18 protein-coding genes, 2 tRNA genes and 3 rRNA genes are annotated in these 26,687 nt (G+C 45.0%); 9 read left to right on the top strand and 14 right to left on the bottom strand.

Features of this window, described 5'->3' with window-relative positions:
• Window positions 1-60: 60 nt before the first annotated feature.
• The 3 genes from parC to dapC all read left to right on the top strand — a co-directional run bounded on the left by parC (window position 61) and on the right by dapC (window position 4,264).
• Window positions 61-2,313, top strand: a complete 2,253-nt coding sequence (gene parC, locus RNZ41_RS01505; RefSeq protein ID WP_314027400.1) for a DNA topoisomerase IV subunit A — start codon at window positions 61-63, stop codon at window positions 2,311-2,313.
• A 198-nt stretch (window positions 2,314-2,511) separates the two neighbouring features.
• On the top strand, window positions 2,512-2,877 hold the full coding sequence (locus tag RNZ41_RS01500) for a hypothetical protein (protein WP_312385911.1): 366 nt from the start codon (window positions 2,512-2,514) through the stop codon (window positions 2,875-2,877).
• A 178-nt stretch (window positions 2,878-3,055) separates the two neighbouring features.
• Complete coding sequence (gene dapC / locus RNZ41_RS01495) at window positions 3,056-4,264, top strand: succinyldiaminopimelate transaminase (RefSeq protein ID WP_314027399.1); 1,209 nt, start codon at window positions 3,056-3,058, stop codon at window positions 4,262-4,264.
• 90 nt (window positions 4,265-4,354) lie between these two features.
• On the opposite strand, the gene RNZ41_RS01490 is transcribed toward dapC, so the two are convergent.
• Both RNZ41_RS01490 and RNZ41_RS01485 read right to left on the bottom strand, forming a co-directional pair.
• The gene (locus RNZ41_RS01490) at window positions 4,355-5,746 is read right to left on the bottom strand and encodes a patatin-like phospholipase family protein (protein WP_314027398.1); all 1,392 of its coding nucleotides are present in this window, start codon (window positions 5,744-5,746) and stop codon (window positions 4,355-4,357) included.
• Window positions 5,747-6,143: 397 nt separating this feature from the next.
• Window positions 6,144-6,704, bottom strand: coding sequence for an NUDIX hydrolase (locus tag RNZ41_RS01485; RefSeq protein ID WP_060994505.1), 561 nt, complete (start codon window positions 6,702-6,704; stop codon window positions 6,144-6,146).
• A 168-nt stretch (window positions 6,705-6,872) separates the two neighbouring features.
• Between RNZ41_RS01485 and RNZ41_RS01480 the strand changes: the two genes are divergently transcribed.
• Window positions 6,873-7,043 (top strand): hypothetical protein, encoded by a 171-nt coding sequence (locus RNZ41_RS01480; RefSeq protein WP_156652190.1) that lies wholly within the window; start codon window positions 6,873-6,875, stop codon window positions 7,041-7,043.
• A 20-nt stretch (window positions 7,044-7,063) separates the two neighbouring features.
• Window positions 7,064-7,663: an NUDIX hydrolase gene (locus RNZ41_RS01475; RefSeq protein WP_314027397.1), complete on the top strand. Its 600-nt coding sequence runs from the start codon at window positions 7,064-7,066 to the stop codon at window positions 7,661-7,663.
• Between the two features lie 19 nt (window positions 7,664-7,682).
• Here the strand turns inward: RNZ41_RS01475 and RNZ41_RS01470 are convergent, their stop codons facing one another.
• Window positions 7,683-9,497, bottom strand: a complete 1,815-nt coding sequence (locus RNZ41_RS01470; protein WP_314027396.1) for a D-alanyl-D-alanine carboxypeptidase/D-alanyl-D-alanine-endopeptidase — start codon at window positions 9,495-9,497, stop codon at window positions 7,683-7,685.
• Between the two features lie 400 nt (window positions 9,498-9,897).
• On the opposite strand from RNZ41_RS01470, the gene RNZ41_RS01465 reads away from it, so the two are divergent.
• A complete protein-coding gene (locus tag RNZ41_RS01465; protein ID WP_060994502.1) occupies window positions 9,898-10,656 on the top strand; it encodes a hypothetical protein in 759 nt (252 codons plus the stop codon).
• A 75-nt stretch (window positions 10,657-10,731) separates the two neighbouring features.
• Here RNZ41_RS01465 and RNZ41_RS01460 read toward each other — a convergent pair whose 3' ends face one another.
• Both RNZ41_RS01460 and RNZ41_RS01455 read right to left on the bottom strand, forming a co-directional pair.
• Entirely contained in the window at window positions 10,732-11,379 is a 648-nt protein-coding gene (locus tag RNZ41_RS01460; protein ID WP_314027395.1) for a 3'-5' exonuclease, read from the bottom strand.
• Between the two features lie 71 nt (window positions 11,380-11,450).
• Window positions 11,451-13,343, bottom strand: a complete 1,893-nt coding sequence (locus RNZ41_RS01455; RefSeq protein ID WP_314027394.1) for a putative nucleotidyltransferase substrate binding domain-containing protein — start codon at window positions 13,341-13,343, stop codon at window positions 11,451-11,453.
• Window positions 13,344-13,513: 170 nt separating this feature from the next.
• Here RNZ41_RS01455 and RNZ41_RS01450 point away from each other — a divergent pair, with 170 nt between their 5' ends.
• Window positions 13,514-13,720 carry a hypothetical protein gene (locus RNZ41_RS01450; RefSeq protein ID WP_076776500.1) on the top strand — a complete coding sequence of 69 codons (207 nt, stop codon included), beginning with the start codon at window positions 13,514-13,516 and terminating at the stop codon, window positions 13,718-13,720.
• Between the two features lie 142 nt (window positions 13,721-13,862).
• Here the strand turns inward: RNZ41_RS01450 and rapA are convergent, their stop codons facing one another.
• From rapA to RNZ41_RS01435, 3 genes are all read right to left on the bottom strand, one after another.
• Window positions 13,863-16,712, bottom strand: coding sequence for an RNA polymerase-associated protein RapA (gene rapA, locus RNZ41_RS01445; RefSeq protein WP_312176619.1), 2,850 nt, complete (start codon window positions 16,710-16,712; stop codon window positions 13,863-13,865).
• A 112-nt stretch (window positions 16,713-16,824) separates the two neighbouring features.
• The gene (locus RNZ41_RS01440; protein ID WP_100285164.1) at window positions 16,825-17,637 is read right to left on the bottom strand and encodes a DUF72 domain-containing protein; all 813 of its coding nucleotides are present in this window, start codon (window positions 17,635-17,637) and stop codon (window positions 16,825-16,827) included.
• A 43-nt stretch (window positions 17,638-17,680) separates the two neighbouring features.
• Window positions 17,681-18,124 carry a diacylglycerol kinase gene (locus RNZ41_RS01435; protein ID WP_257619734.1) on the bottom strand — a complete coding sequence of 148 codons (444 nt, stop codon included), beginning with the start codon at window positions 18,122-18,124 and terminating at the stop codon, window positions 17,681-17,683.
• A gap of 262 nt (window positions 18,125-18,386) precedes the next feature.
• Between RNZ41_RS01435 and RNZ41_RS01430 the strand changes: the two genes are divergently transcribed.
• Window positions 18,387-19,172, top strand: coding sequence for a transglutaminase-like domain-containing protein (locus RNZ41_RS01430; RefSeq protein WP_216635158.1), 786 nt, complete (start codon window positions 18,387-18,389; stop codon window positions 19,170-19,172).
• Between the two features lie 151 nt (window positions 19,173-19,323).
• On the opposite strand, the gene rrf is transcribed toward RNZ41_RS01430, so the two are convergent.
• From rrf to map, 6 genes are all read right to left on the bottom strand, one after another.
• A 5S ribosomal RNA gene (gene rrf / locus RNZ41_RS01425) occupies window positions 19,324-19,437 on the bottom strand.
• A 98-nt stretch (window positions 19,438-19,535) separates the two neighbouring features.
• Window positions 19,536-22,394: ribosomal RNA gene (locus RNZ41_RS01420) — 23S ribosomal RNA — on the bottom strand.
• Between the two features lie 298 nt (window positions 22,395-22,692).
• A tRNA-Ala gene (locus RNZ41_RS01415) sits at window positions 22,693-22,768 on the bottom strand.
• 85 nt (window positions 22,769-22,853) lie between these two features.
• Window positions 22,854-22,930, bottom strand: a tRNA-Ile gene (locus RNZ41_RS01410).
• Window positions 22,931-23,066: 136 nt separating this feature from the next.
• Window positions 23,067-24,598: ribosomal RNA gene (locus RNZ41_RS01405) — 16S ribosomal RNA — on the bottom strand.
• The 16S, 23S and 5S rRNA genes sit together here with 2 tRNA genes alongside, the layout of an rRNA operon.
• A gap of 429 nt (window positions 24,599-25,027) precedes the next feature.
• Complete coding sequence (gene map, locus RNZ41_RS01400; protein ID WP_062332270.1) at window positions 25,028-25,813, bottom strand: type I methionyl aminopeptidase; 786 nt, start codon at window positions 25,811-25,813, stop codon at window positions 25,028-25,030.
• A gap of 160 nt (window positions 25,814-25,973) precedes the next feature.
• On the opposite strand from map, the gene msrB reads away from it, so the two are divergent.
• Window positions 25,974-26,444 (top strand): peptide-methionine (R)-S-oxide reductase MsrB, encoded by a 471-nt coding sequence (msrB, locus tag RNZ41_RS01395; RefSeq protein ID WP_065253765.1) that lies wholly within the window; start codon window positions 25,974-25,976, stop codon window positions 26,442-26,444.
• Window positions 26,445-26,687: the final 243 nt, after the last annotated feature.

Below are 26,687 nucleotides of genomic sequence, written 5' to 3'. Positions count from 1 at the left end.
TATCTCTCTTTTGAACTTTTTTTTATTCTTTTATTTTTTGTCATTGATTAAGTAACCATTATGTCTGATACCCTTGTAGCAAAAATTACCAAACCAAACGATTTGAACAACCCCACTCGCTCAGTCGCGGAATTTACCGAAAACGCGTATCTGAACTACGCGATGTACGTCATCATGGACCGGGCATTGCCACACGTCGCCGACGGGTTAAAACCTGTGCAACGCCGTATCGTGTATGCGATGAGCGAGCTTGGGCTCAAAAATACTGCCAAACCCAAAAAATCAGCGCGCACTATCGGCGACGTCATTGGTAAATACCATCCGCATGGCGACTCAGCCTGTTATGAAGCCATGGTGTTGATGAGTCAGCCGTTTAGCTACCGTTATCCACTCATTAGCGGTCAAGGCAATTTCGGCTCGCCTGATGACCCAAAATCCTTCGCTGCGATGCGCTACACCGAAGCCAAGCTATCGGCTTATGCCAATACCTTGCTAAACGAGCTGGGTCAAGGCACTGTCGATTGGCAAGACAACTTTGACGGCACCTTGCAAGAACCCGTCACCTTGCCTGCTCGCCTGCCGAACATCGTGCTCAACGGCACAACGGGCATTGCGGTCGGTATGGCAACCGATATCCCGCCACATAACTTATCTGAAGTGGTCAAAGGCTGCATTGCGCTACTTAAAAAACCCACAATGACAGAAAAAGAGCTGGCAAAGTACATCCCTGCACCCGATTTGCCGACCAAAGCAGAAATCATCACCTCGCCTGAGGATTTGCTACAGCTATATAAAACGGGTCGTGGTAGCTACAAAATGCGTGCTACTTATCATGTCGATGACAAAGAAAAAAACTTAGTCATCATCGATGCGCTACCCTATCAAATCTCCGGTAATAAAATCATTGAGCAAATTGCCAATTTAATCAATGCCAAAAAACTGCCTTGGGTAACTGACATCCATGACGAATCCGACCACCAAAACGCTTGCCGTATCGTGCTTGAGCTGCGCTCTAACCGTGTTGATATCGAGCCGATGATGAGCCATTTGTTTGCCAGTACCGACCTTGAGAGTAATTACCGCGTTAATCTCAACATGATTGGCACCAATGGCAAACCCCAAGTCAAATCACTGCTTACCATTCTCACCGAATGGCTCTCTGTGCGCCGAGATACCGTCACGCGCCGTTTGCAATACCGCTTGGATAAAATCGAGCAGCGCCTACATATCTTGGCAGGTTTGCTGATTGCCTATCTTCATATTGATGAAGTCATCCGTATCATCCGTGAGGAAGAAGACCCAAAAGCAGAATTGATGACGCGCTATGATTTGACCGAAAGCCAAGCCAATGCGATTTTAGATATTCGTCTGCGTCAATTGGCACGCCTTGAAGAAATTGAGCTCAAACGTGAACAAAGTGACCTAGAAGCAGAAAAAGCCCAAATCGAAGCATACTTGAACAACCCAGACAAATTGACTGGCTTAATGATTGAAGAGCTCACTGCCGATATGAAAGAGCATGGCGACAAACGCCAATCGCCGATTGTAGAACGTACGGAAGCCACCGCGCTTAAAGAAACTGACCTAGCCCCAAGCGAGCCTGTGACAGTCATCGTGTCAAAATCAGGCTGGATTCGCTCCGCCAAAGGGCACGATGTCGATGCCGCCAATATGAATTACCGTTCGGGCGATGCCTACCTTGCCCATGCGCAAGGCAAGTCCAATGAAAAAGTCTATCTCATGGATAACACCGGTCGCAGCTATCGCCTCGATGCCCATACCTTACCCTCTGCGCGGGGGCAAGGCGAGCCGCTTACCAGCCTGCTAAAACCCACGGGCGGAGCAAGTTTTGTCAATGTGCTGATGGGACAAGATGACAGTAAGCTTATCATGGCAAGCTCACAAGGCTATGGCTTTATCAACACTTTTGCGGATCTTGATACCAACCAAAAAGCGGGCAAAAATGTGATTAATTTTGATGACGCCTTTAGTTTAATAACCCACCAAATTGCTGAGCAAGATACGCTAGTTGGCGTGGTCAGCTCGGCAGGGCATTTGCTGGTATACCCATTGACTGAGTTACCGATGATGAAAAAAGGCAAAGGCAACAAGCTGATTGATTTAAAAGACGGTGACAGCGTGGTCGCCATCACGACGTTTAGCGAAGGGGATAGTTTGGCATTGGATAGTGGTAAACGCACCTTGACGCTCAAACCGATGGATATTGCCAATTTTATGGGTACACGCGGTCGACGCGGCGCCCTCTTGCCAAAAGGGTTTCAAAAAGTGAGTGCTATCAGCAAAGCCAGTTAATTGAGTTATAGCTGATTTATTTCTAGTGAGTTTATTTTTAGCTCCTTCGTTGTTGAATCAATGCCTTTTGTTAAAGGCATTTTTTGTCCTTACCTTTTATGCTTAAAGTCCCGTAATAATTCAACACAAAAACCGCCTTTAACCGTTGGCAGAAAATCGCTATGCTCTGCCAACCCTCTCATCAAAATTAATCTTCCTATGTACGACTCCGTATTCCAAGACATCAAAACCCATATCGTTAGCTTCACAGGCTTAGAGCGAGATGCTCTACATATTTATGTCGGTATTGCGGTATTTCTTATAATAAGCCTACTTTTTAAAAATCACCGCTACCGTTGGTTTATTGCCTTATTCACGGTGATTGCTGCTGCCAGCATGGGTGAAGTGCTAGACAGACATGACCAGCTTATAATCGACAAGCACTGGTACTGGCAAGGCAGTGTGCATGATATAGTGAACACCTGCTTTTTCCCGACCCTTTTTACCTTGATACTCACCTTTACCCATTTTTTTGAGCGAAACTTTGAGCGAAATAGTGCCCAAGCTCATGGTTCAAAACGTTAATTGGCTATCAACTTTTAGCAAACTTTTGGTTCAATCTTGGCAAACTCAGCGATTCGGGGTAAAGTAATCTAATTTTTCACAGTATTTTTAACATCCCAATATTTTTAAAATCCCGGTACTTTTAAAATCACAGTATTTTAAAATTAGCTCTCTCGCATATATGGACAGCCAACCCCTTATGAATCCGCAATTACAGCTTTTGCACCCTTATCCGTTTGCCAAGATGGCAACCTTGCTACAAGGCATTACCCCAAACCCAGACTATGCCCCGATTAAACTGGGTATCGGTGAGCCGCAGCACACGCCGCCACAGTTTGTGTTAGACGTCATCAAAGACAATCTGGCTAAAATCCAAAATTACCCCACCACCAACGGTTTGCCCGAGCTGCGCCAAGCGATTGCCGATTGGGTACAGCGCCGTTTTCAGGTCAAACAATTAAATGCCGACACCCAAGTGTTACCTGTGATGGGTACACGTGAGGCGCTATTTAGCTTTGTGCAGGCAGCGTTTGACCGTGAGGATAGCAAACGACCTTACGTGGTGATGCCAAATCCGTTTTATCAGATTTATGAAGGGGCGACGCTGCTCGCTGGTGGACAGCCGTATTTTGTCAATTGTACCGCCGACAATAACTTTGTCGGGGACTATGACAGCGTGCCAAGCGATGTTTGGGAAAAAACCCAACTGGTCTTTGTGTGTAGTCCAAACAACCCAACTGGCTCGGTGATGGATATGGCGCAGTGGCAACGTCTGGTTGAGCTATCGGATAAATACGGCTTTATCCTAGCCAGTGACGAGTGCTACAGTGAGCTATATTTTGAGGTACCGCCGATTGGACTGCTAGAAGTCTGCGCCAAACTCGGACGCGATGATTTTGCCAATTGCGTTGTGTTTCATTCGCTGTCAAAACGCTCCAATCTACCTGGCATGCGCTCAGGATTTGTGGCAGGTGATGCCAAGCTACTAGCGCCATACGCCCAGTACCGCACTTATCAAGGCTGTGCGATGCCGATTCATCATCAGCTCGCTTCGATTACCGCGTGGCAAGATGAAGCCCATGTGGATGAAAACCGCAAACTATATCGCCAAAAGTTTGATTTGTGGATGGACAAGCTGTCAGACAAATTACCGCTACGCCGTCCTGATGCCGGTTTTTATTTTTGGTTACCGGTACAAGATGATGAGCAGTTTGTCAAAGTGATTTATGAACAGCTAAATATCCATGCGCTCGCAGGGCGTTACCTGTCTCGCGATACGCCCCCATACCAAAAGAACAGCGGTAACGCTGGCAAAAACCATGTGCGCATGGCATTGGTCGCAGATATCGCACAAAGCAGCGAGGCGATTGACCGATTGCTGACTTTAGACTTATCAAATTTGGTGTGATTTTTCATAAAAAAAGTGATGGCTAGCTACCATCACTTTTTTTGACTTTTGTAAGCCTTCAGCTTGTAAAGATTCAGCCTGCAACGACTGCTAGTCTTCAAGATTTTTTAGCAAGGTACTGACCTGTGCCAAGCGTTTGCGTTTTTGGTGGATATCATGACTGACAAAGATGTCATCGGTTTCAGGTAGCATAAACCAATCTGGGTGGCGAAAAGTGTTCTCAATATCTTGTAAGCCACTTTCCCAGTGCTCTTGCATGGTTGAGCCACTAAACTCGTAGTCTTTATAGCCGCGCTCATAAGTCTTTTTGTGATAAATCAGATGAATCACGTTTTTGACACCGACTTCCGTCATTTCGCGGGCTTTGTTGACGCACAGTTCTTCAACTTTATCAATTTTGGCATCGTCATCGATGATTTTGAGTAACTCTTTGATAAGGCGCGTATAACGCAGCTTTTGCGCCATAAAGTCAGTAACCATGCGGGTTTTGCTAGAGTATTGAATGTCTTTGATGCGCTCGTCAATCTCCATCATATTTTCTGGCACCGTGCCCTTGGCATTCCACAAATCCACTTGGAAAATCAATTGCTTGAGGTGCTCTTCATGGCTTAAGATTTCATTGAGCGGCGTGTTGGACACCAATCCGCCATCCCAATAATACTCCCCATCAATCTCAACCGCTGGAAAACCTGGCGGTAGTGCACCCGATGCAATAAAGTGATCGTAGTGCAGTTCTTCATTTTCATTGCTAAAAATGGCAAAGTTACCGTTACGCACATTGACCGCAGACACCGATACTTTCATCCGATTGACGTCATTGACCAGTTTTAAATCACAATAACGCTCCAGGGTTTCGCGCAGCTTGTCGGTGGTATAATAGCTTAAGTGATTGGGGGTGGTGTCATACGGCACAAAATAACGCGGTTTAAAAAAGCCACGCTGTCCTTCAATCATGGTTTGCCAAGCCTCAGCGGTAGATTCCATCACCCGCAACTGCTGCTTTAAAAAGCCATTTTCAAATATCCAAGGCATAAAATGGCTTACCATGTCAATCTTGCTGAGTTTATCTAGCTCATTGGCCGTTTGACGGTAGATGTTCAGCCCTGCAGGGGTGTAGTTACGATGGGTGATGGTGTTCCAAAACCCTTGTAGCGCCGCTAAGCGGTTCTCTGGACGGTTACCTGCGATAATGGCGGTATTGAGCGCCCCAATTGAAATACCTGAGATACGGTCAATTTTGATGCCTTGTTTATGCAGCCCTTCATAAATCCCTGCTTGGTAGGCACCAAGCGCACCGCCACCTTGCAGCAGCAACGACACGCTATCGTATTGTTTGACCAATTCTTTGAGTGGTGGCGTGCCTTGTGGTGTGGGCTGATTGGGGTTTGGGTTTGGCGGTTCTATCGCCGTGATTGGTGATGAAGTATCAGTTACCGGCTGGGGTGGTTGCGCAGGTGTGGAAATAGTTTTTCTAGTTGACATAGTAATCTCATCATCCATAAATATATTGTTTTTTTATCTAGTATAGAAGATATATCACTCAAGTATTGTAGCAAGATTTTATAGCGACAAAATGATATATGCGTGACTTTTTTGATGATTTTGTCATTCATGAGCCTTCGATTAAACATCTACATTGTTTCTTAAATATCTATGTTGTATCAAGGTGAATACGTGCAATTTTAAAAAACTGACTTCTAGTAAAAAAAGCGGCTCAATCATTGTTGTATTTAGAACGTAGGTATTTAGAGCGGAGATATTTGAAGCCTAAATATCTGGAGCCTAAATTCTGGAGCCTAGATATTTAGAGCCTATGCGCTACGCCCGTATCTTTTTAGCTAACAATTTGCCGTTTAAAATTTACCGTTCAAATGGACAGTTAATCGCCCAAATGCACGTCTTTGACAATCACTTGCTGATGGATGGGGAAATTACCGAGCGTCGCCCCTGCTTTGCGGTCAGCAAAATAATGTTGCAGTGTTTCAATGACATTTTGGAACGCCAAGTCTTCCCAAGGAATGTCTTCTTCGGCAAACAGCGCGCATTCTAGACTCTCGATGCCCACCCCAAATTTGCCATCTTTGAGCGAGCCGATAAACATCACATGAATCTGTCCGATATCGGGTATGTCGTATAGACAATATAACTCTAATCCACTGCCGATGGCTTCGGCTTCTTCAAAACACTCACGATTGCCCCCATCTTTCATGGTCTCGCCAAGCTCCATAAAGCCTGCGGGCAACGTCCAATAACCGTGCCGCGGTTCAATCGCGCGGCGACAGAGCAAAACTTTATCTTCATGGATGAGTAAACAGCCATTGATGACTTTGGGGTTTTCGTAATGGATGTAGCCACAAGACGGGCATACAATGCGCGGCAGACTGTCCATCGGCGGGATTTTGGTTTCGGCTAGATGACCGCATTGCAGGCAGTAAGGCATGGTATTTTCCTATTATTTTTATGTTTTGTGAGATGAAAGTCGTTTTAAGTATGGTAGCATTGATTGCAGGTTTTTACATGATAAAAATGATTTGAGCAGCTGATTATGAGAAAGTTTAGCTTAGTATTTAACTTGGTATCTAGCTTGATGTTTAGCTAGGTATTAAGTTTGGGATTATTAGCAGGTTGTAGCGCGCCGCATACCCAGCCTAATATGCAAAAACCTGTCTCAGCTATGCCAGCTTTACCGCTTGGTAGTGATATCGACAATAGACAATTAGTTTTAGATAAATTCGGTCAACTCAAAGCGCCCTATAAACATTGCGAAATTGCCCCTTAAATTTTGATGAATTAAAAAATATGTCCACAACTAGATTTCAAAGTCCCTTACTGACCCAACTGGCAGAGCGAATCGCAAAACTGCCATTCGACCCCACGCCGCAGCCGTATTCGGTACTCATCGCCATTACCAATGAGGCTGAGCCAAAAATTTTGTACTCATTGCGCGCTTCAGATATGCGAGAACATGCCGGCGAAGTATCATTTGCAGGTGGCAGACGCGAAGACACAGACGATAGCAACCAAGCTACCGCGTTACGAGAAACGCATGAGGAAACCGGTATTCATCCCAGTCAAGTGACTGTGTTGGGCGAATTGCCACTACAATTTGCCAAAAGCGGCAGACCTGTCAAACCGATTGTGGGGGTAATACCACCCGGTGTCAACCTTGTGCCCGAGATGTGCGAAATTGCAAGGCTATTTTGGGCAGATTTAGCCACGCTTATTCGCCAGCCGACTATCGATTATGCATATGATTTGGGGAGTCAAGTAATGGTATCACCCAGCTTTATCATTGATGGCGAGACCGTATGGGGCTTGACTGGACGCATCACCGCAAGCCTACTGGAAATGGGATTTGACCGCCAGATTGATTGGTATTTTAATGTTCACGATAAATAGCCAATCAACCACAAACCAATTACTGCAGCGCTGTCCACGCTAGCATTTCATCGAGCACGGCTTTGGCATTGCTATTATTTTTGACATTGTCGGCATTAATCATCCCAACCACTGCATACCATTTTCCCGATTTGCCTTGAACATACCCTGCCATACTGGTGACATTATCGAGCGTGCCTGTTTTGATCCAAGCATGCCCAATGGCAGGGTTATTTGGCTGGCGCAGTTTGAGCGCTTTGATGGTACCCGACTCGCCTGCCACGCCCAACGAATCACGATAAACCGTAAAATTGGGTGAATGATAGGCGAGAGTTAGCAGCGCTAACATACTATTGGGCGCCACGCGGCAATCACGGCATAAGCCTGAGGCTCTAGTCATCACAGGGGGCTGAGCTTGGGGCAGCTTTTGTTGCCACCACTGGTGGATGTAGGCAAAGGTTTTTGGATAAGTGCTGATACGCTGCTTGTCGGCATACAGCGGTAGCGACAAGGCGATTTGTTCCGTCATCACATTGTTGGAGTGCTGATTGATGTCTTTGATTTGTTCGTGCAATGGATTGGAGGCGACATAGCCCACCAATTTTGGGGTCAAGGGTTTGCCAAAGTATTTTAGGTATAAGCGAATATACCAAGGTAGTGCTTGCGGTATCGCCTTGGCTTGCTGCATATAGGGCACTGCAGGGTTGGCAAATTCAATATTCCCTGTAAAGTTTGGCAAGATTTTTTGCCAGTCAGCGATGATTTGTTGTTTGACCAGTACATCCCCATCAGGAAACGTCAGATAGCGCTTTTGCTCACCACAAAAGGCGGACGCGGTTTGGTGAAAGCTCAATCCTGTAGACGTCAATGTCCCAATCCAATCATCTTGGCTGCTATTGCAAGGCTCTTGACTGGCTTGCAGTGTTGTAGGCATAGTAAAGTTTGCCAGCGCAGGCTTTAGGATGACCTGATACGCCGCGACGTCTTTGGGATTAATCGAAGGTTTGCTTTGGATTTGCTCAAGATTTGCCGCTTCGTTATAAAGGTCAGATGTGTTCGAAGTAGTAGCACTGCTACCACTAGCGGATGCCTTAGCAGGTTTGATAGCTGCTATTGCATTAGGTTTTGCTATTGGCACCAAATCCACTTCCACCGTACCAAAATTGGTTAACAAAGCATTGGGCTGGGCATTATAAGGGCGTAACCCTTTACCATCAAACGCATTAACATCAAAATCCACCCCGTCAAACTGCTGATTATCGATGATTAAATTGCCTTGCACCTGCTTAATACCCTGTGCTTTGATCATGGCAAGCAGTTGGTACAAGCGCTCGTTTTCCAGTTTTGGGTCGCCACTACCCTGCACAATCACATCACCATAAAGCGTGCCTTTCCACACAAAACCATGCTGATACAATTTGGTTTGCCAAACAAAATCTTTACCCAAACTATCGAGCGCCACATAAGTGGGAATCAGTTTTTGCGTAGATGCAGGGGTACGTGGCACATCAGCGTTATAACTAAACAAAGGCTTTTGGGGCGCAGTCGATGCTACATTTTGTGCATTGTCCGTTAGCGGTTGTACCACCATGCTCAGGCTATCGGTCGGAATATTGGCTTGGGCAAGTTTGGCCTGAATCGTTTCAGGTAGCTTGTTGACTGGATCGCGCTGCCCCATGACTGCATGGCTTTGCTCGGTCACTGGGTCAGTGGGTATTGGCGGCTGGACTTGTGTGGTATCTGACGTATGACCCACCAAGGACAGACAAGCCATCCATAGCAATAAACCTGTTTTTAAAGACAATAATTGAGTAGCGCAGGTTTGCAGACCCACGGATTGGCGCGAATTTTTCATAACAACAGCAACAATGTGACGAATCTATACTAGGTATCGAATCTTATTAGGCAAAAATAAATTAGGCAAAATAAGCTGCCACCTTATCGCTTTTTGCCATAAAAATCCACTGGATTTCATAGCAAATCGGCTAAAATTAAGGCATTTAGACAAACTGCCGTAGCCTTCTGTTGCAATTCTCTACATTTCAATTTTTAGATATTTGCTAAACTGTCGCCTAATTGCCACATTGCAGTCACTGCTATTGCCGACTCAAACTTCAGTTGAGGATTCTTACCCCATTGATTTGGGTGAAAAAATTATTTAGATTAAAATCATTTAGGTTAACAAGTGATTTATATTAAAGTTATTTAGATTAAAGCTATTTAGATTAAAAAATTATTTAGGTTAAAAAAACTCTATGTTAAACAAATCTATCGCCACCTCTGCCATGACTATAGGCGCTATGAGTCTTGTGCTAGCGTTATCTGCATGCTCAAAAAAAGATGATAAAGCCGCAACCACCACTGCTTCTGCAACGACGACCACCACCACATCAACCTCTACGACTACCGCACCTGTGGTAGCATCCCAAGCCACCTCTAGCGCGCCTGCTAGTGCTGCCGTTACCACCGCTGCTTCGTCAGCCACGACAACTGTCACCACGCCAGCGACTGCAGAAAAAACCGCCAACGTTAGCAGCGCGCCTACAGTTGCCGCCAATAATGCCGCGGCTGCGGCCCCTAATCTTGCCCTAAAAGCAGATTTGACTCAGCTATTTAAAACCTTAAACGAGCTTGACCGCAATACCCAAGCCAAACAAGCAGAAATGGCAAAAAAAATGCAAAACGCCAAAACGCCTGCTGACCAACAAGCTTTCTTTAAAGAAGTGGTGGCACAGTTAGATTTGCAAAAAGCCACGCTTAACAAATTAAAATTTAATGACCCCCGTGTCGCACAAACCCGCGATAAAATGGTTGAAAGTATTACCAATAGCCGTGCCGGTACGGCGGCTTTAATCAAAAAACCAACGGCAACCCCAGAGACCAATCCAGAAATTGCTAAGTCAATGGAAAAAGCGCAAAAATCTGCTGAAGAAGCCCGTACCATGTTGATGCAATTAACCCAAGAAGCAGGCATCAAGCCAAAAGGCGCAGACGCCGCTCCCAGTAAAAAATAAAGTCATCTTTAAATAAAAAACTCTCATGATGAGAGTTTTTTTATGTCGGTTAGCTTTTATGACTTCATAAGCCTGCTATGACTTCATTAGATGGGTAAATAACATGGCAGTCATGATGGCATCATTGAGGGCATTATGGGCAGGTAATCGCGGGATTTGGTATTCTTCTAGCAGTTGATTGAGGTGTGGTAACTGCCCAACTTGGCTGGGGTCATGTCGATGCTGATTTTGTTGATACAAGCGACTGACATCGACAAGTTTATTAGCCAGTTCCACCCCCAAAAACGGTTTGGCAATGGCATTTAAAAACGCCATGTCCATGTCCACACAAAACCCAATTATCGGACGGTTTTTAAGCATTGGCAATAATTGGCTGAGCATCTCGTCATACGATAAGCCATTGTCGACATCTATCGGTCTTAATCCGTGAATCACAATGGTGTCATGGGTTGGCATCACAGGCGGACGGCATACCAAGGACAGCGCGCTACCGGTATCAATCACAAACCCGTTACTTTCTTTGCGTACCTGTACTGCACCGACACTTAAAATATAATCTTGTTTGGCATTAAGCCCGGTCATTTCTAGGTCTAGGCTCACCCACTCATTGGGGACTTTAGATAGCTGGGTATCAAACAGATAAGCGTACTCCGGCTTGCTGAGCCGCTGTTTTTGTCGCTCAAGTTTTTGACCGTCGAACAGATTTTTGATGCGATGAAACATGGCTTTTCTCTAAGCAATTAACACTATCTATTTAGTCAAAAAATATCTTCAATTAAAAAATATCTATTTAGTTAAAAAATATCTAGACGATAATGATGGGTAATAAAGGTTTTAAAATCTTTGACCATCGCCAAACATTCTTTTAACAAATCTTTTTCCAGTGCTGATAAGTGATTGGGATTTACCGCTCGCGCTGTTCTATCCTGGGTGGTCAATGCCACATCCAGTCGTTTTGCCATAAAAAAATCCAGTGCTTCTGCCAGATTTTGCGCCATGGTGTCATCTAGCACGTTTTGCTGTGCTAGCTGCTGCAGTCGGCTTCTGGTATTGGTCTCAGTGATATGATATTCCAATGACAATGCTCGCACGCCATGGACAATCGGGAATATCCCTGCTTTTTTTAGGTCAATATCAGTCTCACTGCCACCGACAAATTTTTGCCACCAACCACTGCTATCGCCAAATTGCAAAATTGGTTTGGCAAAACGGTTGATAAAGTTGCTAGTCGCCACATTTTTCGCGCTGACTTGCCAATGTTTTTGCAGCTGCTCAAAGAGCTTAATATCGCCGCAAACAAAATGCGCATCGACTAAGGTCGCAATCCACATCATATCTTCACTACTGCCACTCACGTACCATGCGGTGATTTGTTTTTCAAAGGCGGTTGAAGTTTTTCGCCAACGCTCGTTGCTAAGCATAATCTTGCCATCACAATAGGGATAACCCATATTCGCCAATGCCTCATTGAACTGCGCCGCATAGCTGGGCAGATTGTCATCTTTAAAACCATTGCGGATAATTAGCGCGTTGTCTTGGTCAGTACGCAAGATTTGTTCACCACGCCCTTCTGAGCCCATCACAAACAGACAGGTATTGTAGAAGGTGATAGCAGGCACAATCAGCTGCCATACCTTGGCGAACACTTGTAAATTCAAGCTTTGCACCATACGGCTGATAACATGGATTTTGATGCCGCTCGCGTGCTGCTCACGGATAAATTTACCAATCAATTCCACCGCCACCGCAACATCCTCTAGGCTCTGCGCTTGCTCAATACGAGCAACAATAAGATTGGAATGGTTGGTTAAAAAACTCAGTAATTCGGTTTGTCCCAAAATCCCAATGATTTGACCTTGACTATCAATAATGGGTAAACGGTGCGTACGAGTTTGTAACATGGTCAGCAAGGCTTCACTCACATCTTGCGATTGATGCACGGTATGGATTTTAAAATTGGTAAAGTCCAGCACAGACGTAGTGGCAAAATCAACTTTTTGCCCAATCGCTCGGCACACATCGGTTTGGGTAAAAATACCGATGCGCTCGACATACGCTGCGATGGTGGATTTTTCGACGCCTTGTGCGATGAGTTTGTCACGCTCTGCTTCGGTCATTCGCGCTTGTGACTTAACCAAAATATGCTTGATGTCAAATTGGTTCATCGCCATGGTGGCATCGTATAACGTTGCCGTATCATCGACAAAATGCGGCGGTTTGATATGCTGCCCCAAATTGGCAATCGGTTGATATAGCAGTTTTTGACTTTCACTTTGGGCAAGGCGGGCTTGGTGATGGTTGAGACGGGCAGCGACATCGGCAAACAAGGCGTTTTTTAAGGTGGGATTTTGCTCAGTGATAGCACTTAGTACTTGTCCATCGATACGGTACATCAGACTTTGCTGCTGGGTGATAAAGTTGAACACGCTGTTTTGCCTGACCTTGGTATCAAACCAATCGCCTGCATTTAAGGTAGAAATCAACGCATCGCCTTGTAACTGATGAACAAAGCCTTTAAGGATAATAAAAAAATCCCCTTGCCATCCAGTGGGTATAGGCTGCAATTTGTCCAAATAGACGATTTTACTGTGCTGCTGCAGATGGGTTCGCTGCTGAGCGCTTAGTGTATCAAACGGGGGCTGGTGTAGATGTTGTATGTCCAAAGTCTGTAGCGTTGAGCCACTCATATCACCATCCTTGTATTGCGGCTAAAAATAAATCCCATGTCCTATGAGTCTTGTTAGATTATAATCAAAGTTGTCTGAGGCAACAATCTTGTTTCAACAAATATAGATGGGTCGTGGTGGTATGTAATTTACAGCCGTCAAACATATATGTATGGGTAGTGAGTAAACAGATGAATTATTTAGGTTTTCTTTGTTTAGGTCTAGGGATTTTGACATTGGTCGCGGGTATGCTATGTTTTTTATTATCTAAAGTCAGTAAGGAGCCGCCTGTTAGGTATAAAACCCAACGCATTGCGATGGTGCTGTTGCCACTGGCGATTGTACTGCTTAGTATCGGACTTAAATTTAGTATGAGTGTGGTGAATCCTGAGGTGTAAATAACTAGCTTTGCTAACTAGACATGATAACTAAACCTAACAACTAGTCTTAACCACAAAATGAAAAATGCAAACATATAACAAAGGTCAGCCTAATATAAGCTGACCTTTAACCTAAATTAACCTAAATTCAAAACAACAATTAAGCGGGCTTGACAGCGACTAGCACACGGATACTATCAGGAATTAAGGATAAATGACCTAGTGCATGTAAGCCTTGTTCTTGCAAACGTTTTAATTGATTGATTTCTGCGTCTCGTACATTCGGATTGATGGATTGCAAATATTGCAGGCGCTCCACTTCACGCTCATAGCGCTGATTAAATACCTCTTTGGCTTGCTCACTTATCGCAGGTAATTGCTGGTTTGCCAATGTTACTGCTTGCTCATAGCGCACTTCGATGATGTCTTTACGCGCTTTGATGACTTGACGCGCTCGGGTTTTATCCAAACGATGAATATGCGACACAATCATATCAGGCGCAATTTTATCGCTAAAATCAGTCCCTTGCTGGCTTAAAAACACCCGAATGAGCGGCTTTGGCAAAAATGCGGGTAAATTAAGTAGCTTTGGCGCAATCGCTTCAACACGAAAATTGACTTCGACCAATACCAGTCCTTCAGGCATAGCATTACTTTGCAAAGTTGCAACCGTGGTATTACCAAACGTGCCTGCGTTGACCGTTTCAAAGATACTTTGCATCAAAGGATGCTCATAAGTCATAAATTCCATGTCTTCGCGTAGTAACGCTTGGTCACGCTCAAAGGTCAAGGTCATACCATCTTCAGGTACGGCCAGTCCTTGCACTTGCACTTCATCGCTCGGATGCAGCATCAATGAGCCATCACGCTGTCCACTATATTCCATATTGATGGACGACATAAAGCGTTCAAACAAACGTGGCAACATGTGGGTATCATCAAAATCACGCATGGTGTAAGCGATTTTACTGGCCACACGCGGGCGACAAGAATTGTATTCAAGCAGTCTGTCACGCCCTGCTTGCATGGCTGCTTCTAGTGCGATGCGCTGGGCGTTGCCTTCTTCAATCAACTGATCTAAAGTAATTTCTTGACCCTCATCTTCGACTTTTTGCCCTTCAAGTAGCGGTTTTAAATCCACAATAAACTGCTCTTGAACGGTTTGCGCCGTGGGTGAGATTTGGTTAAAAATATTTAGCGCTTCGTTATACCAGCGGTACATACGCTCAGTTGCCGTGCCTTCGACAAAAGGCACATGAATGGTGATCTCGTTTTGCTGACCGATACGGTCAAGGCGGCCAATCCGCTGCTCTAATGTATCAGGATTGGCGGGCAAATCAAACAACACCAAATCACTGGCAAACTGAAAATTACGCCCCTCAGAGCCAATTTCAGACGCCAACAATACTTGCGCGCCTTCAATATCGGCAAAATACGCAGCCGCTTGGTCGCGCTCCAGTAGGGTCATCTGCTCAGTAAAAATCGCGGTTTTAATGCCCGCATGCAATCGTAATACTGCCTCTAAACTCTCAACCGTTGCCCCACTGCGCGCAATCAGTAGCACCTTTTGATGTTTTAAGGTGTTTTTAAGCAAATCAACCAACCAAGGCACTCGCGGGTCTTGTTCCAGCCAACTGCCATCGGGCTGTAACTCTTCTGGCCATAATTGTTCGCGCAATTTACCTTGGGTGTGATAACTGTCTTGCCAACTTATCGGTAGCGGCAGCGGATACGCCATTGAGCGCCGACCTTTGAAGCCAGAAATAAGCTCAGACACGCTCTCACGGGTGTTGCGAAATAGCACACGACCAGTACCATGACGATCTAACAATTCATTGATGGCGCGCGCACGACCTTGCTCGTCATCACTGATGTCGTGACCTAACAACTGAGCTAACGCTGATTTTTGGTTATCTGATAGCGATTGGTCACTCAATAACACCTCAGCAATTGCTGCGGTTTGCGCAAAATTTTCTTCTGCATCGATAAAGTCGTCTAAATCATTAAAACGATTGGGATCTAACAATCGTAACCGCGCAAAATGGCTTTCTAAACCTAACTGCTCAGGGGTTGCTGTGAGTAACAAAACACCTGCGGTTTGTTCAGCCAAATCTTCAACCAAATCGTATTTGTCATTGCCCCCTTGCTCACTGTCCCAATGCAGATGGTGCGCTTCATCCACAACCAGCAAATCAAACCCCGCTTCCAAGGCTTTTTCATGCAAATCTTCATGGTCGAGTAGCAAATCGATACTGGCAATAATCAACTGCTCAGTCGTAAAAGGATTTTGCTCAGGGTCATGCTCTGCAATCGCTGCGGTTCTGACCAAATCAAAAATAGCAAATTCAAGATTAAAACGACGACGCATTTCAATCATCCATTGGTACTGCAAACTATCAGGTACCAAAATCAAAATACGCTCAGATTTGCCGGTGATGAGTTGCTGGTGAATAATGAGACCCGCTTCAATCGTCTTGCCAAGCCCTACCTCATCGGCAAGCAGCACGCGCGGCGCGATACGTTTACCTACTTCATGGGCGATATACAGCTGATGCTCAATAATATCGACACGTGCACCCATCAAGCCTCTTAGTGGATGAGACGCCAAATAGGCTTGGGTACGCAGTAGCTCTTGGCGCAGTTCGTACCAATCATTTTGGTGGATACGACTGGCAAGCAAGCGCTCAAGTGGTTTTGCCAAATTAATATTAGCCGCAAGGCGCGTTTCCATAATCGCACGGTCATGACCTTCAACCGAGTATTTATAGACGCCATTGGTCTCTTCAAAATCGCTGACCACATACGATGCGCCATCTTGGTCATGTATGGTATCCCCGACTTTGAAAGTCACACGCGACAAAGGCGCCGATGTCTTGGCATACACACGCGTTTCTTCACTTTGCGGGAACAAAATATGCACGCAGCGTTCATCAACGAGCACGACGACGCCCAGCCCCAATTCATTCTCTGTATCCGACAGATAACGTTGTCCAATCGCAAAATCAGTCATACCGCTTAACCATGCTTCCAAATTAGAAATTTAAATGATGAAAAGTAAAACTGTTTATGATAGCAAAAATTACATTTTCAAGTGAATGATTTTGTTGATAGCTGCTGTTTAGTTATTCATCATTCGCTATCAACGGACTGACGACTGTGATACCTTCGGTTATGAGCGCTTGTGTGAGCATCTCAATATTATACACCGCGTGACCTTTTACCGTATTTTCAAAGTAAATATACAAGGTATCAAAATTGGCTTGTTGATTGGCAATGGTCTTTGCCCAAGCTTGCATTTCTACATTACTGTAGCGATAATCATGCCGCTCGGCCGCCGAATGGGCATCCCACCAGTCTAAGTTTTGCCCATGCATGCGTAAATAACCGATGCGGCTAGTAAACAACAGCCGACTGGGCGGTAAACCATGAATATTTGGGTAGTCCACACTACACCAAATCAAATTTTGCTGCTGAAAACTGGCGTAAACTTGCGGGATATGCCAGCTTTGGTGGCGAAACTCTATCGCCAATGGTAACCCATCAAACCAACTGGTCAAGGTTGCCAAATACTGACGATGTGCCACCGTTCTATCAAAACCATGCGGAAATTGAATCAATAACGCAGCCAAGCAATCTGCCGTCAAGATAGGTTCAATCGCCTGCAAAAAAGCTTGCGCGGTCTCTGCAGTGGCGGTTAATCGGTGGGTAAAATCTTGGTGAATCTTAATCGAAAATTTTAGCTGCCCATTGGATTTTTTGAGCATACCTTCATACGCTTTTCGACCTAAAGGCGCATAGAAGCTACTATTGATTTCAACAGTGGCATAATGACGACTATACTCGGTTAAAAATTCGGTTTTTTTGGTGTCAGCGGGATATAGGATTCCCAAAAAATCCGTATCACTGTATCCCCCTGTTCCGATATAGATGCTCATAGAAAATTGGTTCTACTTAATTGCAAAATTAGCCCAGCATTGATTAATAGAAATTAATAAAAGTCGTATATAGCGCCATCATCCATAACAAAAACAGCATCGTCAAGGCTAATAGCTGCGCGGCAGAACCTACATCTTTACCAATCTTTGCCAACGGATGACGTTCTGTCGATGTATGGTCAATCGACGCTTCAATACCGGTATTAAACAACTCAACGATCAGAGAAAAAAACGATGAAAACACCAATATCATTTTAATCGGCATCATAAAAGGTAAAAAAATCAGCGCAATTAATAAAATGCTATTGAGCCATGCAACCTGTCGAAAAGCCGCTTCATTTTGATATGCCGCAACTAAACCATCTTTTGAGTAACCTGCGGCATTAATGATGCGTTTGAGACCCGTTTTTCCCTTGGTCTGCGCGGCATACCCTTCTAAATGGCTAGCAAATTTATCAGAGCGCTGATTTGAACTAGGTGATGTCATGGTGGTAATGGGTTTTAAAAAATTTCCTCATTCTACCATAGATTAATCCTAGAATTTTCACAATCTATACTGCCGCGAGCATTGATAGCCCTTGATAAACAAGCTTTGAATCATGCGAATTTAAGGGCAAATAAAATCTATAAATATTGATTGCCATTTTACTGATAATGGCATAAATTCTAAGACTTCTGCTATTTTTTGCAGCAACCACGCCACCTTGCAATTTTTAGTTAGTGTTGTCACCTTATTTGATGAAAAATCTATGATGAAATTACGCGCCACTTGCCAACTCGATTATCACTTTTCCCAGCCAACCCCTGCAGTGTTTCTGCTAAGACCGCAATCAGGTTTAGCACAGCAGATCACTCAAGAAGAATGGCAAGTAACGCCACCCTTACCAGTTACAAGCTATAACGACAATTTTGGTAACTTATGTGACAGGGTTTTATTTCCGATGGGGGATTACCAAGTTAGCCTAACAGTTGAACTATATACTAGCGAATGGATAGATGTCGCACCCGGTATGCCAAAAACACCGATTGAGCAGCTGCCTTCAGATACAATGGTATATTTGTTACCCAGTCGCTATTGTCTGCCAGAATTTCTACTTCAAGAAGTCCAAATGATAACCCAAGATTTTGCCGAAGGTTATGACAAAGCGGCGGCAATTTGCGCCTATATTCACCAAAACTTTACTTACCAATATGGGAGTAGTACAGCAGAGACCACAGCACTAGACACTTGGCAACATAAAAAAGGCGTCTGTCGTGATTTTGCCCATTTGGGTATTAGCCTGTCACGGGCATTAGATATGCCCGCTCGCATGGTGGTTGGCTACTTATATCAACTTGACCCAATGGACTTACATGCATGGTATGAGGTTTTTATTGGCGATCGATGGTACACATTTGACGCCACGCAATCTGCGCCAAAAGGCGGTCGTGTGATTTTAGGTTATGGAAGGGATGCTGCGGATGTTGCTTTTGCGACTTTCTTCGCGCCATTTGAATTAAAAGATATGAAAGTTAATGTAGAAAAAATCGATTAATTTTGGCATAGATGTTTGAAATGGAAGCCTTTATTAGAAGGCTTTCATCCCAATTTTTTAATTACCAATATTCATAACTTAGATTGTTGCAAACCCACAAAGCAAAAAAACACCCCCTTTAAACGAATAAAGAGGGTGGTTTGGAATAGGGAGCTGACGATGACCTACTCTCACATGGGCGAACCACACTACCATTGGCGCATTGGAGTTTCACTTCTGAGTTCGGGAAGGGATCAGGTGGGACCTCCAAGCTATTATCGTCAGCAAAGGGGGATAGAGAAATGAGTTGTTTTAGAAGTAAAGTATGAGCTATATCAAGCGAGGTGAATATCGTTATTACCTACAAAGCCATTTAGGCGTTGTATAGTCAAGCCAAACGAGCAATTAGTATTGGTTAGCTACACATATCACTATGCTTCCACACCCAACCTATCAACGTCGTAGTCTACAACGGCTCTTTAGGGAAATCTAATCTTAAGGTGGGCTTCCCGCTTAGATGCTTTCAGCGGTTATCCCATCCGAACATAGCTACTCGGCAATGCGACTGGCGTCACAACCGAAACACCAGAGGTTCGTCCACTCTGGTCCTCTCGTACTAGGAGCAGATCCTCTCAAATTTCCAACGCCCACGGTAGATAGGGACCGAACTGTCTCACGACGTTCTAAACCCAGCTCGCGTACCTCTTTAAATGGCGAACAGCCATACCCTTGGGACCTGCTTCAGCCCCAGGATGAGATGAGCCGACATCGAGGTGCCAAACACCGCCGTCGATATGAACTCTTGGGCGGTATCAGCCTGTTATCCCCAGAGTACCTTTTATCCGTTGAGCGATGGCCCTTCCATACAGAACCACCGGATCACTAAGACCTACTTTCGTATCTGCTCGACTTGTGGGTCTCGCAGTTAAGCGCGCTTTTGCCTTTATACTCTTCGAACGATTTCCGACCGTTCTGAGCGCACCTTCGTACTCCTCCGTTACTCTTTAGGAGGAGACCGCCCCAGTCAAACTACCCACCATACATTGTCCTCAGCTCTGTTAAGCTTGAGTTAGAACCCCAACATTACCAGGGTGGTATTTCAAGGATGGCTCCACAGACACTGGCGTGCCTGCTTCAAAGCCTCCCACCTATCCTACACAGGTAAGGTCAAAGTTCAATGTAAAGCTGTAGTAAAGGTTCACGGGGTCTTTCCGTCTAGCCGCGGGTACACAGCATCTTCACTGCGATTTCGATTTCACTGAGTCTCTGCTGGAGACAGCGCCGCCATCATTATGCCATTCGTGCAGGTCGGAACTTACCCGACAAGGAATTTCGCTACCTTAGGACCGTTATAGTTACGGCCGCCGTTTACTGGGGCTTCGATCAAGAGCTTCGCTTACGCTAACCCCATCAATTAACCTTCCAGCACCGGGCAGGCATCACACCCTATACGTCCACTTTCGTGTTTGCAGAGTGCTGTGTTTTTAATAAACAGTTGCAGCGGCCTGGTATCTGCGACTGCCAATAGCTTTGTAGAGCATGTCTACTCACCATCGGCAGCGTACCTTCTCCCGAAGTTACGGTACCATTTTGCCTAGTTCCTTCAGCAGAGTTCTCTCAAGCGCCTTGGTATTCTCTACCTGACCACCTGTGTCGGTTTCGGGTACGATTTCTTTATGACTATCGCTTAGAAGCTTTTCCTGGAAGCAGGGTATTTGCCACTTCGCTGTACAAGTACAGCTTGCTATCAGATCTCATTAATAGTCTAGCGGATTTGCCTACTAAACCTAACTACATCCTTCCACTTGGACAACCATCGCCAAGCTGGCATAACCTTCTCCGTCCCTCCATCGCATCATAAACAAGTATCGGAATATTAACCGATTTCCCATCGACTACGCCTTTCGGCCTCGCCTTAGGGGTCGACTCACCCAGCCCCGATTAACGTTGGACTGGAACCCTTGGTCTTCCGGCGAACGGGCTTTTCACCCGTTTTGTCGTTACTCACGTCAGCATTCGCTCTTGTGATACCTCCAGCATGCTTTACAACACACCTTCACAGGCTTACACAATGCTCCCCTACCACTTAATTGAAACAATTAAATCCGCAGCTTCGGCTCCTAGTTTGAGCCCCGTTACATCTTCCGCGCAGGCCGACTCGACTAGTGAGCTATTACGCTTTCTTTAAAGGGTGGCTGCTTCTAAGCCAACCTCCTAGCTGTCTGTGCCTTCCCACATCGTTTCCCACTTAACTAGGAATTTGGGGCCTTAGCTGGCGGTCTGGGTTGTTTCCCTCTTGACGACGGACGTTAGCACCCGCCGTCTGTCTCCCGGATATCACTCATCGGTATTCGGAGTTTGCATCGGTTTGGTAAGTCGGGATGACCCCCTAGCCGAAACAGTGCTCTACCCCCAATGGTGTTCGTCCGAGGCGCTACCTAAATAGCTTTCGGGGAGAACCAGCTATCACCGAGTTTGATTAGCCTTTCACCCCTATCCACAAGTCATCCCCTGGCTTTTCAACGACAGTGGGTTCGGTCCTCCGGTAACTGTTACGTCACTTTCAACCTGCTCATGGATAGATCACTCGGTTTCGGGTCTATACCCTGCAACTAGACGCCCTATTAAGACTCGGTTTCCCTACGGCTCCCCTATTCGGTTAACCTTGCTACAGAATATAAGTCGCTGACCCATTATACAAAAGGTACGCCGTCACGGAACATGTCCGCTCCGACTGCTTGTATGCACACGGTTTCAGGTTCTATTTCACTCCCCTCACAGGGGTTCTTTTCGCCTTTCCCTCACGGTACTGGTTCACTATCGGTCAGTCAGGAGTATTTAGCCTTGGAGGATGGTCCCCCCATCTTCAGACAGAATTTCTCGTGTTCCGCCCTACTTAATATGCTTCTTATAACCTTTCGAGTACGGGATTATCACCCTCTACGATTGACCTTTCCAAGTCATTCCTCTAAATTATAATCAGTCGGCTCCTCCCCGTTCGCTCGCCGCTACTAGGGGAATCTCTATTGATGTCTTTTCCTCGGGTTACTGAGATGTTTCACTTCTCCCGGTTTGCCTCGTAAATAAATTTACGATACCTGTCTTATGACAAGTGGGTTTCCCCATTCAGATATCGCCGGATCACAGGATATTGCCGCCTCCCCGACGCTTTTCGCAGGCTGTCACGTCTTTCATCGCCTCTGACTGCCAAGGCATCCACCATGTGCACTTCATTACTTGACTATACAACCCTAAAGGGTCGTATAGGTAATGGTAACGATCTTCACCTATGTTTACGCTTGATTCAGTTCTCTTTACTTTTAAGTAATCAGTTATTCCAATCATTTCTTTGGGTCTGATTGGCTGATTACTAAGGTTAATTATCTTCGTTGGAACTTGATAATTAACCCAGACTCATTTCTCTATGTTGTTATTGAATTATCAGACCCTCGTCAGGTCGTGATTTCTGATAAAACAGATTGAAGTAATCTCTTAATACTTACTAAATTACTCTGTCTGCTTTATAACGTTAAGCTAATTATGGTGGAGCCAAGGAGAGTCGAACTCCTGACCTCCTGCGTGCAAGGCAGGCGCTCTACCAACTGAGCTATGGCCCCTGAGCAAGGATCAGCAAAGCATCGCTTTGCCCGAGCGCAAGAGAATTTACGAAGTAAATTCTAAAGCATTTAACCTCTGGTTAAATGGTGGGTCTAATAAGACTTGAACTTATGACCCCTGCCTTATCAAGGCAGTGCTCTAACCAACTGAGCTATAGACCCTGAACGAGGATTAGCAAAGCATCGCTTTGCCCGAGTGCAAGAGAATTTACGAAGTAAATTCTGAAGCCGTAACCCTCGAATTAGCTTATTTATACACAAGAACAACTTGCTGTGAATTCTCACTTAGTGCTTTAGTTAAGGAGGTGATCCAGCCGCAGGTTCCCCTACGGCTACCTTGTTACGACTTCACCCCAGTCATCGACCACACCGTGGTAAGCGCCCTCTTGCGTTAGGCTACCTACTTCTGGTGCAATAGACTCCCATGGTGTGACGGGCGGTGTGTACAAGGCCCGGGAACGTATTCACCGCAGCATTCTGATCTGCGATTACTAGCGATTCCGACTTCATGGAGTCGAGTTGCAGACTCCAATCCGGACTACGATAGGCTTTTTGAGATTAGCATCACATCGCTGTGTAGCAACCCTCTGTACCTACCATTGTAGCACGTGTGTAGCCCTGGTCGTAAGGGCCATGATGACTTGACGTCGTCCCCGCCTTCCTCCAGTTTGTCACTGGCAGTATCCTTAAAGTTCCCGGCTTAACCCGCTGGCAAATAAGGAAAAGGGTTGCGCTCGTTGCGGGACTTAACCCAACATCTCACGACACGAGCTGACGACAGCCATGCAGCACCTGTATGTGAATTCCCGAAGGCACTCCCGCATCTCTGCAGGATTCTCACTATGTCAAGACCAGGTAAGGTTCTTCGCGTTGCATCGAATTAAACCACATGCTCCACCGCTTGTGCGGGCCCCCGTCAATTCATTTGAGTTTTAACCTTGCGGCCGTACTCCCCAGGCGGTCTACTTATCGCGTTAACTGCGCCACTAAAGTCTCAAGGACCCCAACGGCTAGTAGACATCGTTTACGGCGTGGACTACCAGGGTATCTAATCCTGTTTGCTACCCACGCTTTCGAATCTCAGTGTCAATATTATGCCAGGAAGCTGCCTTCGCCATCGGTATTCCTCCAGATCTCTACGCATTTCACCGCTACACCTGGAATTCTACTTCCCTCTCACATATTCTAGCACCACCAGTATCACATGCAGTTCCCAGGTTAAGCCCGGGGATTTCACATGTGACTTAATGAGCCACCTACACTCGCTTTACGCCCAGTAATTCCGATTAACGCTCGCACCCTCTGTATTACCGCGGCTGCTGGCACAGAGTTAGCCGGTGCTTATTCTGCAGGTAACGTCTAATCTAATGGGTATTAACCATTAGCCTCTCCTCCCTGCTTAAAGTGCTTTACAACCAAAAGGCCTTCTTCACACACGCGGCATGGCTGGATCAGGGTTGCCCCCATTGTCCAATATTCCCCACTGCTGCCTCCCGTAGGAGTCCGGACCGTGTCTCAGTTCCGGTGTGACTGATCATCCTCTCAGACCAGTTACAGATCGTCGCCTTGGTGGGCCTTTACCCCACCAACTAGCTAATCTGATTTAGGCTCATCTAATAGCAAGAGCTTGCGCCCCCTTTCACCCGTAGGTCGTATGCGGTATTAATTCGAGTTTCCCCGAGCTATCCCCCACTACTAGGCAGATTCCTAAATGTTACTCACCCGTCCGCCACTAATCATATCTAGCAAGCTAGATAATCATCGTTCGACTTGCATGTGTTAAGCCTGCCGCCAGCGTTCAATCTGAGCCATGATCAAACTCTTCAGTTTAATCTTTCTATCTATTGTCGTCGCTATGCGATGTCAATAGATTTAATTTGTTGACTCAATTATTTATACTGTCTTTGCTCAAATAAACTTACGAGTATCTTCACTCTGACAATACAATTAATTAAAGTCTTAATTTTATCGCCCTAAGTGAAAATCCACACAAGTTGTTCTTGTGTTCGTTGTTATTTAATGTACCAAAGATATCGTCTATCATCTGGTGAGCTTGATATTGTAATACGTTTTGTTTTACGCTGTCAAGCTTTATTTTAATTCTTTCTAAGCTTCGTAACTTGTTTTACTTATTTGTAAACTCTTCGTCGCTCAGTGGTGGCGTATTATACGTGAATTGTAATGGGTGTCAACAGAAAAATATAAATAATTTTAAAATAATTACTAACTTTCTTTTATACCCATGATTTTATTCGTATTTTAACTGTTTAAAAAACTCAAATCTTCTTCTGGACGCTTGGTAAACACTTCACAGCCGTTTTCTGTAACCATCAGTGTGTGTTCCCATTGGGCTGACAATTTACGGTCTTTAGTAATTACCGTCCATTTATCGGGTAAAGTTTTGGTTTGCCATACACCTTGGTTAATCATTGGTTCAATGGTAAATGTCATGCCTGTCGTCAGTTGTAGACCGGTATTTTTTTTACCATAGTGCAGAATTTGTGGTTCATCATGGTATACGTCACTAATCCCATGTCCGCAATATTCTCTTACTACGCTAAAACGCTCTGGCTCTGCCACCGCTTGAATCGCTGCGCCAATATCGCCTACATAGGCGCCATTGCGAACGGCTTTCATCCCTGCATATAGTGCGTCTTGGGCAATTTTGCAGATACGCTGCGCCATGATTGAGCCTTCACCAATAATCCACATTTTTGAAGTATCGCCATGATAGCCATCTTTTATCACTGTGACATCAATATTGACGATATCGCCATCTTTTAGGATACGGCTATCATCGGGAATACCATGACAAACTACATGGTTGATTGAAGTACAAAGCGTATGCTGGTAGCCATGATAGCCGACATTGGCAGGAATGGCTTTTTGGACATCGACAATATAGTCATGGGCAAGCTTGTCTAATGCCCCTGTCGTTACACCTTCTTTGACATATTCATCTAACATCACTAAAACGTCGGCGGCTAATTTACCAGCGACGCGCATTTTTTCAACGGCTTCAGGGTTATTTAATAGTGTTTTCATACAATAATTATCTGATTTTGCAAAAATTTAAGAACACGTATTATAGCCCTTTTCGCCTTTTTCACAAAACTACTATTTGTTTAAACAGTTGTTACTTGAATTTTGGACGGGTTGTAACTATTGTGATGTTCTACAATGACAACAAGGGTTAGGAACGTCTATGGCTAATTCAATTAATATCGATACACAGAAGTATGTAAGACCGTCTGAAGCTGAAATCAAGGCAAATTTGAATGATGAGCAATATTATGTGACACAGCAAAACGGCACTGAACGCCCTTTTAGTCATGAATATGATCACCAATTTGAACGTGGTATCTATGTGGATATTGTCAGCGGTGAGCCGCTTTTTAGCTCATCGGATAAGTATGACTCAGGTTGTGGTTGGCCCGCCTTTAGCAAACCGATTGATACAGCGGTAATCAATGAATTGTTTGATGATAGTCACGGTATGCGACGTACTGAAGTGCGTAGCCGTGTTGCTGATTCGCATTTAGGCCATGTGTTTAATGACGGTCTTCCTGAGCTTGGCGGCATGCGCTATTGCATCAATGGCGCGTCGCTACGTTTCATTCCTGTGAATGAAATGGAACAAGAAGGTTATGGTGACTTAATCGGATTGGTTGAATAATCGCCATGTGATTTTGCTAAAACATATAGCTTAACCATATAAAAATATGTTAAAATAGCAGTTTGTCATTTTATCTTGAAATGGCAAATTGCTTTTTTTATTTACTAACATGACACACACATTGCTATTTTCAAGCTGACAAGCTTGATAAGAGTTAAGCTGGGTGTTTGCAAATTTGATTAATTAAAATCCTGTAGATTTTGATGCGTGTTTGCAAATCGGCTTAATCGGTAATGTGGAGGC

The sequence above is a fragment of the Moraxella sp. DOX410 genome, assembly GCF_032248735.1.
Lineage (GTDB): Bacteria > Pseudomonadota > Gammaproteobacteria > Pseudomonadales > Moraxellaceae > Faucicola > Faucicola tetraodonis.
This window is presented reverse-complemented; position numbering and strand designations above follow the sequence as displayed.

Bases quoted from the DNA above. Each gene is read 5' to 3' on its own strand.
- RNZ41_RS01465 (WP_060994502.1), top strand. From the start codon at position 9,898: ATGTTAAACAAATCTATCGCCACCTCTGCCATGACTATAGGCGCTATG.
- map (WP_062332270.1), bottom strand. From the start codon at position 25,813: ATGAAAACACTATTAAATAACCCTGAAGCCGTTGAAAAAATGCGCGTC.
- RNZ41_RS01490 (WP_314027398.1), bottom strand. From the start codon at position 5,746: ATGTCAACTAGAAAAACTATTTCCACACCTGCGCAACCACCCCAGCCG.
- parC (WP_314027400.1), top strand. From the start codon at position 61: ATGTCTGATACCCTTGTAGCAAAAATTACCAAACCAAACGATTTGAAC.
- RNZ41_RS01470 (WP_314027396.1), bottom strand. From the start codon at position 9,497: ATGAAAAATTCGCGCCAATCCGTGGGTCTGCAAACCTGCGCTACTCAA.
- RNZ41_RS01450 (WP_076776500.1), top strand. From the start codon at position 13,514: ATGAATTATTTAGGTTTTCTTTGTTTAGGTCTAGGGATTTTGACATTG.
- RNZ41_RS01430 (WP_216635158.1), top strand. From the start codon at position 18,387: ATGATGAAATTACGCGCCACTTGCCAACTCGATTATCACTTTTCCCAG.
- RNZ41_RS01485 (WP_060994505.1), bottom strand. From the start codon at position 6,704: ATGCCTTACTGCCTGCAATGCGGTCATCTAGCCGAAACCAAAATCCCG.
- RNZ41_RS01460 (WP_314027395.1), bottom strand. From the start codon at position 11,379: ATGTTTCATCGCATCAAAAATCTGTTCGACGGTCAAAAACTTGAGCGA.
- msrB (WP_065253765.1), top strand. From the start codon at position 25,974: ATGGCTAATTCAATTAATATCGATACACAGAAGTATGTAAGACCGTCT.
- RNZ41_RS01475 (WP_314027397.1), top strand. From the start codon at position 7,064: ATGTCCACAACTAGATTTCAAAGTCCCTTACTGACCCAACTGGCAGAG.
- RNZ41_RS01500 (WP_312385911.1), top strand. From the start codon at position 2,512: ATGTACGACTCCGTATTCCAAGACATCAAAACCCATATCGTTAGCTTC.
- rapA (WP_312176619.1), bottom strand. From the start codon at position 16,712: ATGACTGATTTTGCGATTGGACAACGTTATCTGTCGGATACAGAGAAT.
- RNZ41_RS01455 (WP_314027394.1), bottom strand. From the start codon at position 13,343: ATGAGTGGCTCAACGCTACAGACTTTGGACATACAACATCTACACCAG.
- dapC (WP_314027399.1), top strand. From the start codon at position 3,056: ATGAATCCGCAATTACAGCTTTTGCACCCTTATCCGTTTGCCAAGATG.
- RNZ41_RS01435 (WP_257619734.1), bottom strand. From the start codon at position 18,124: ATGACATCACCTAGTTCAAATCAGCGCTCTGATAAATTTGCTAGCCAT.
- RNZ41_RS01440 (WP_100285164.1), bottom strand. From the start codon at position 17,637: ATGAGCATCTATATCGGAACAGGGGGATACAGTGATACGGATTTTTTG.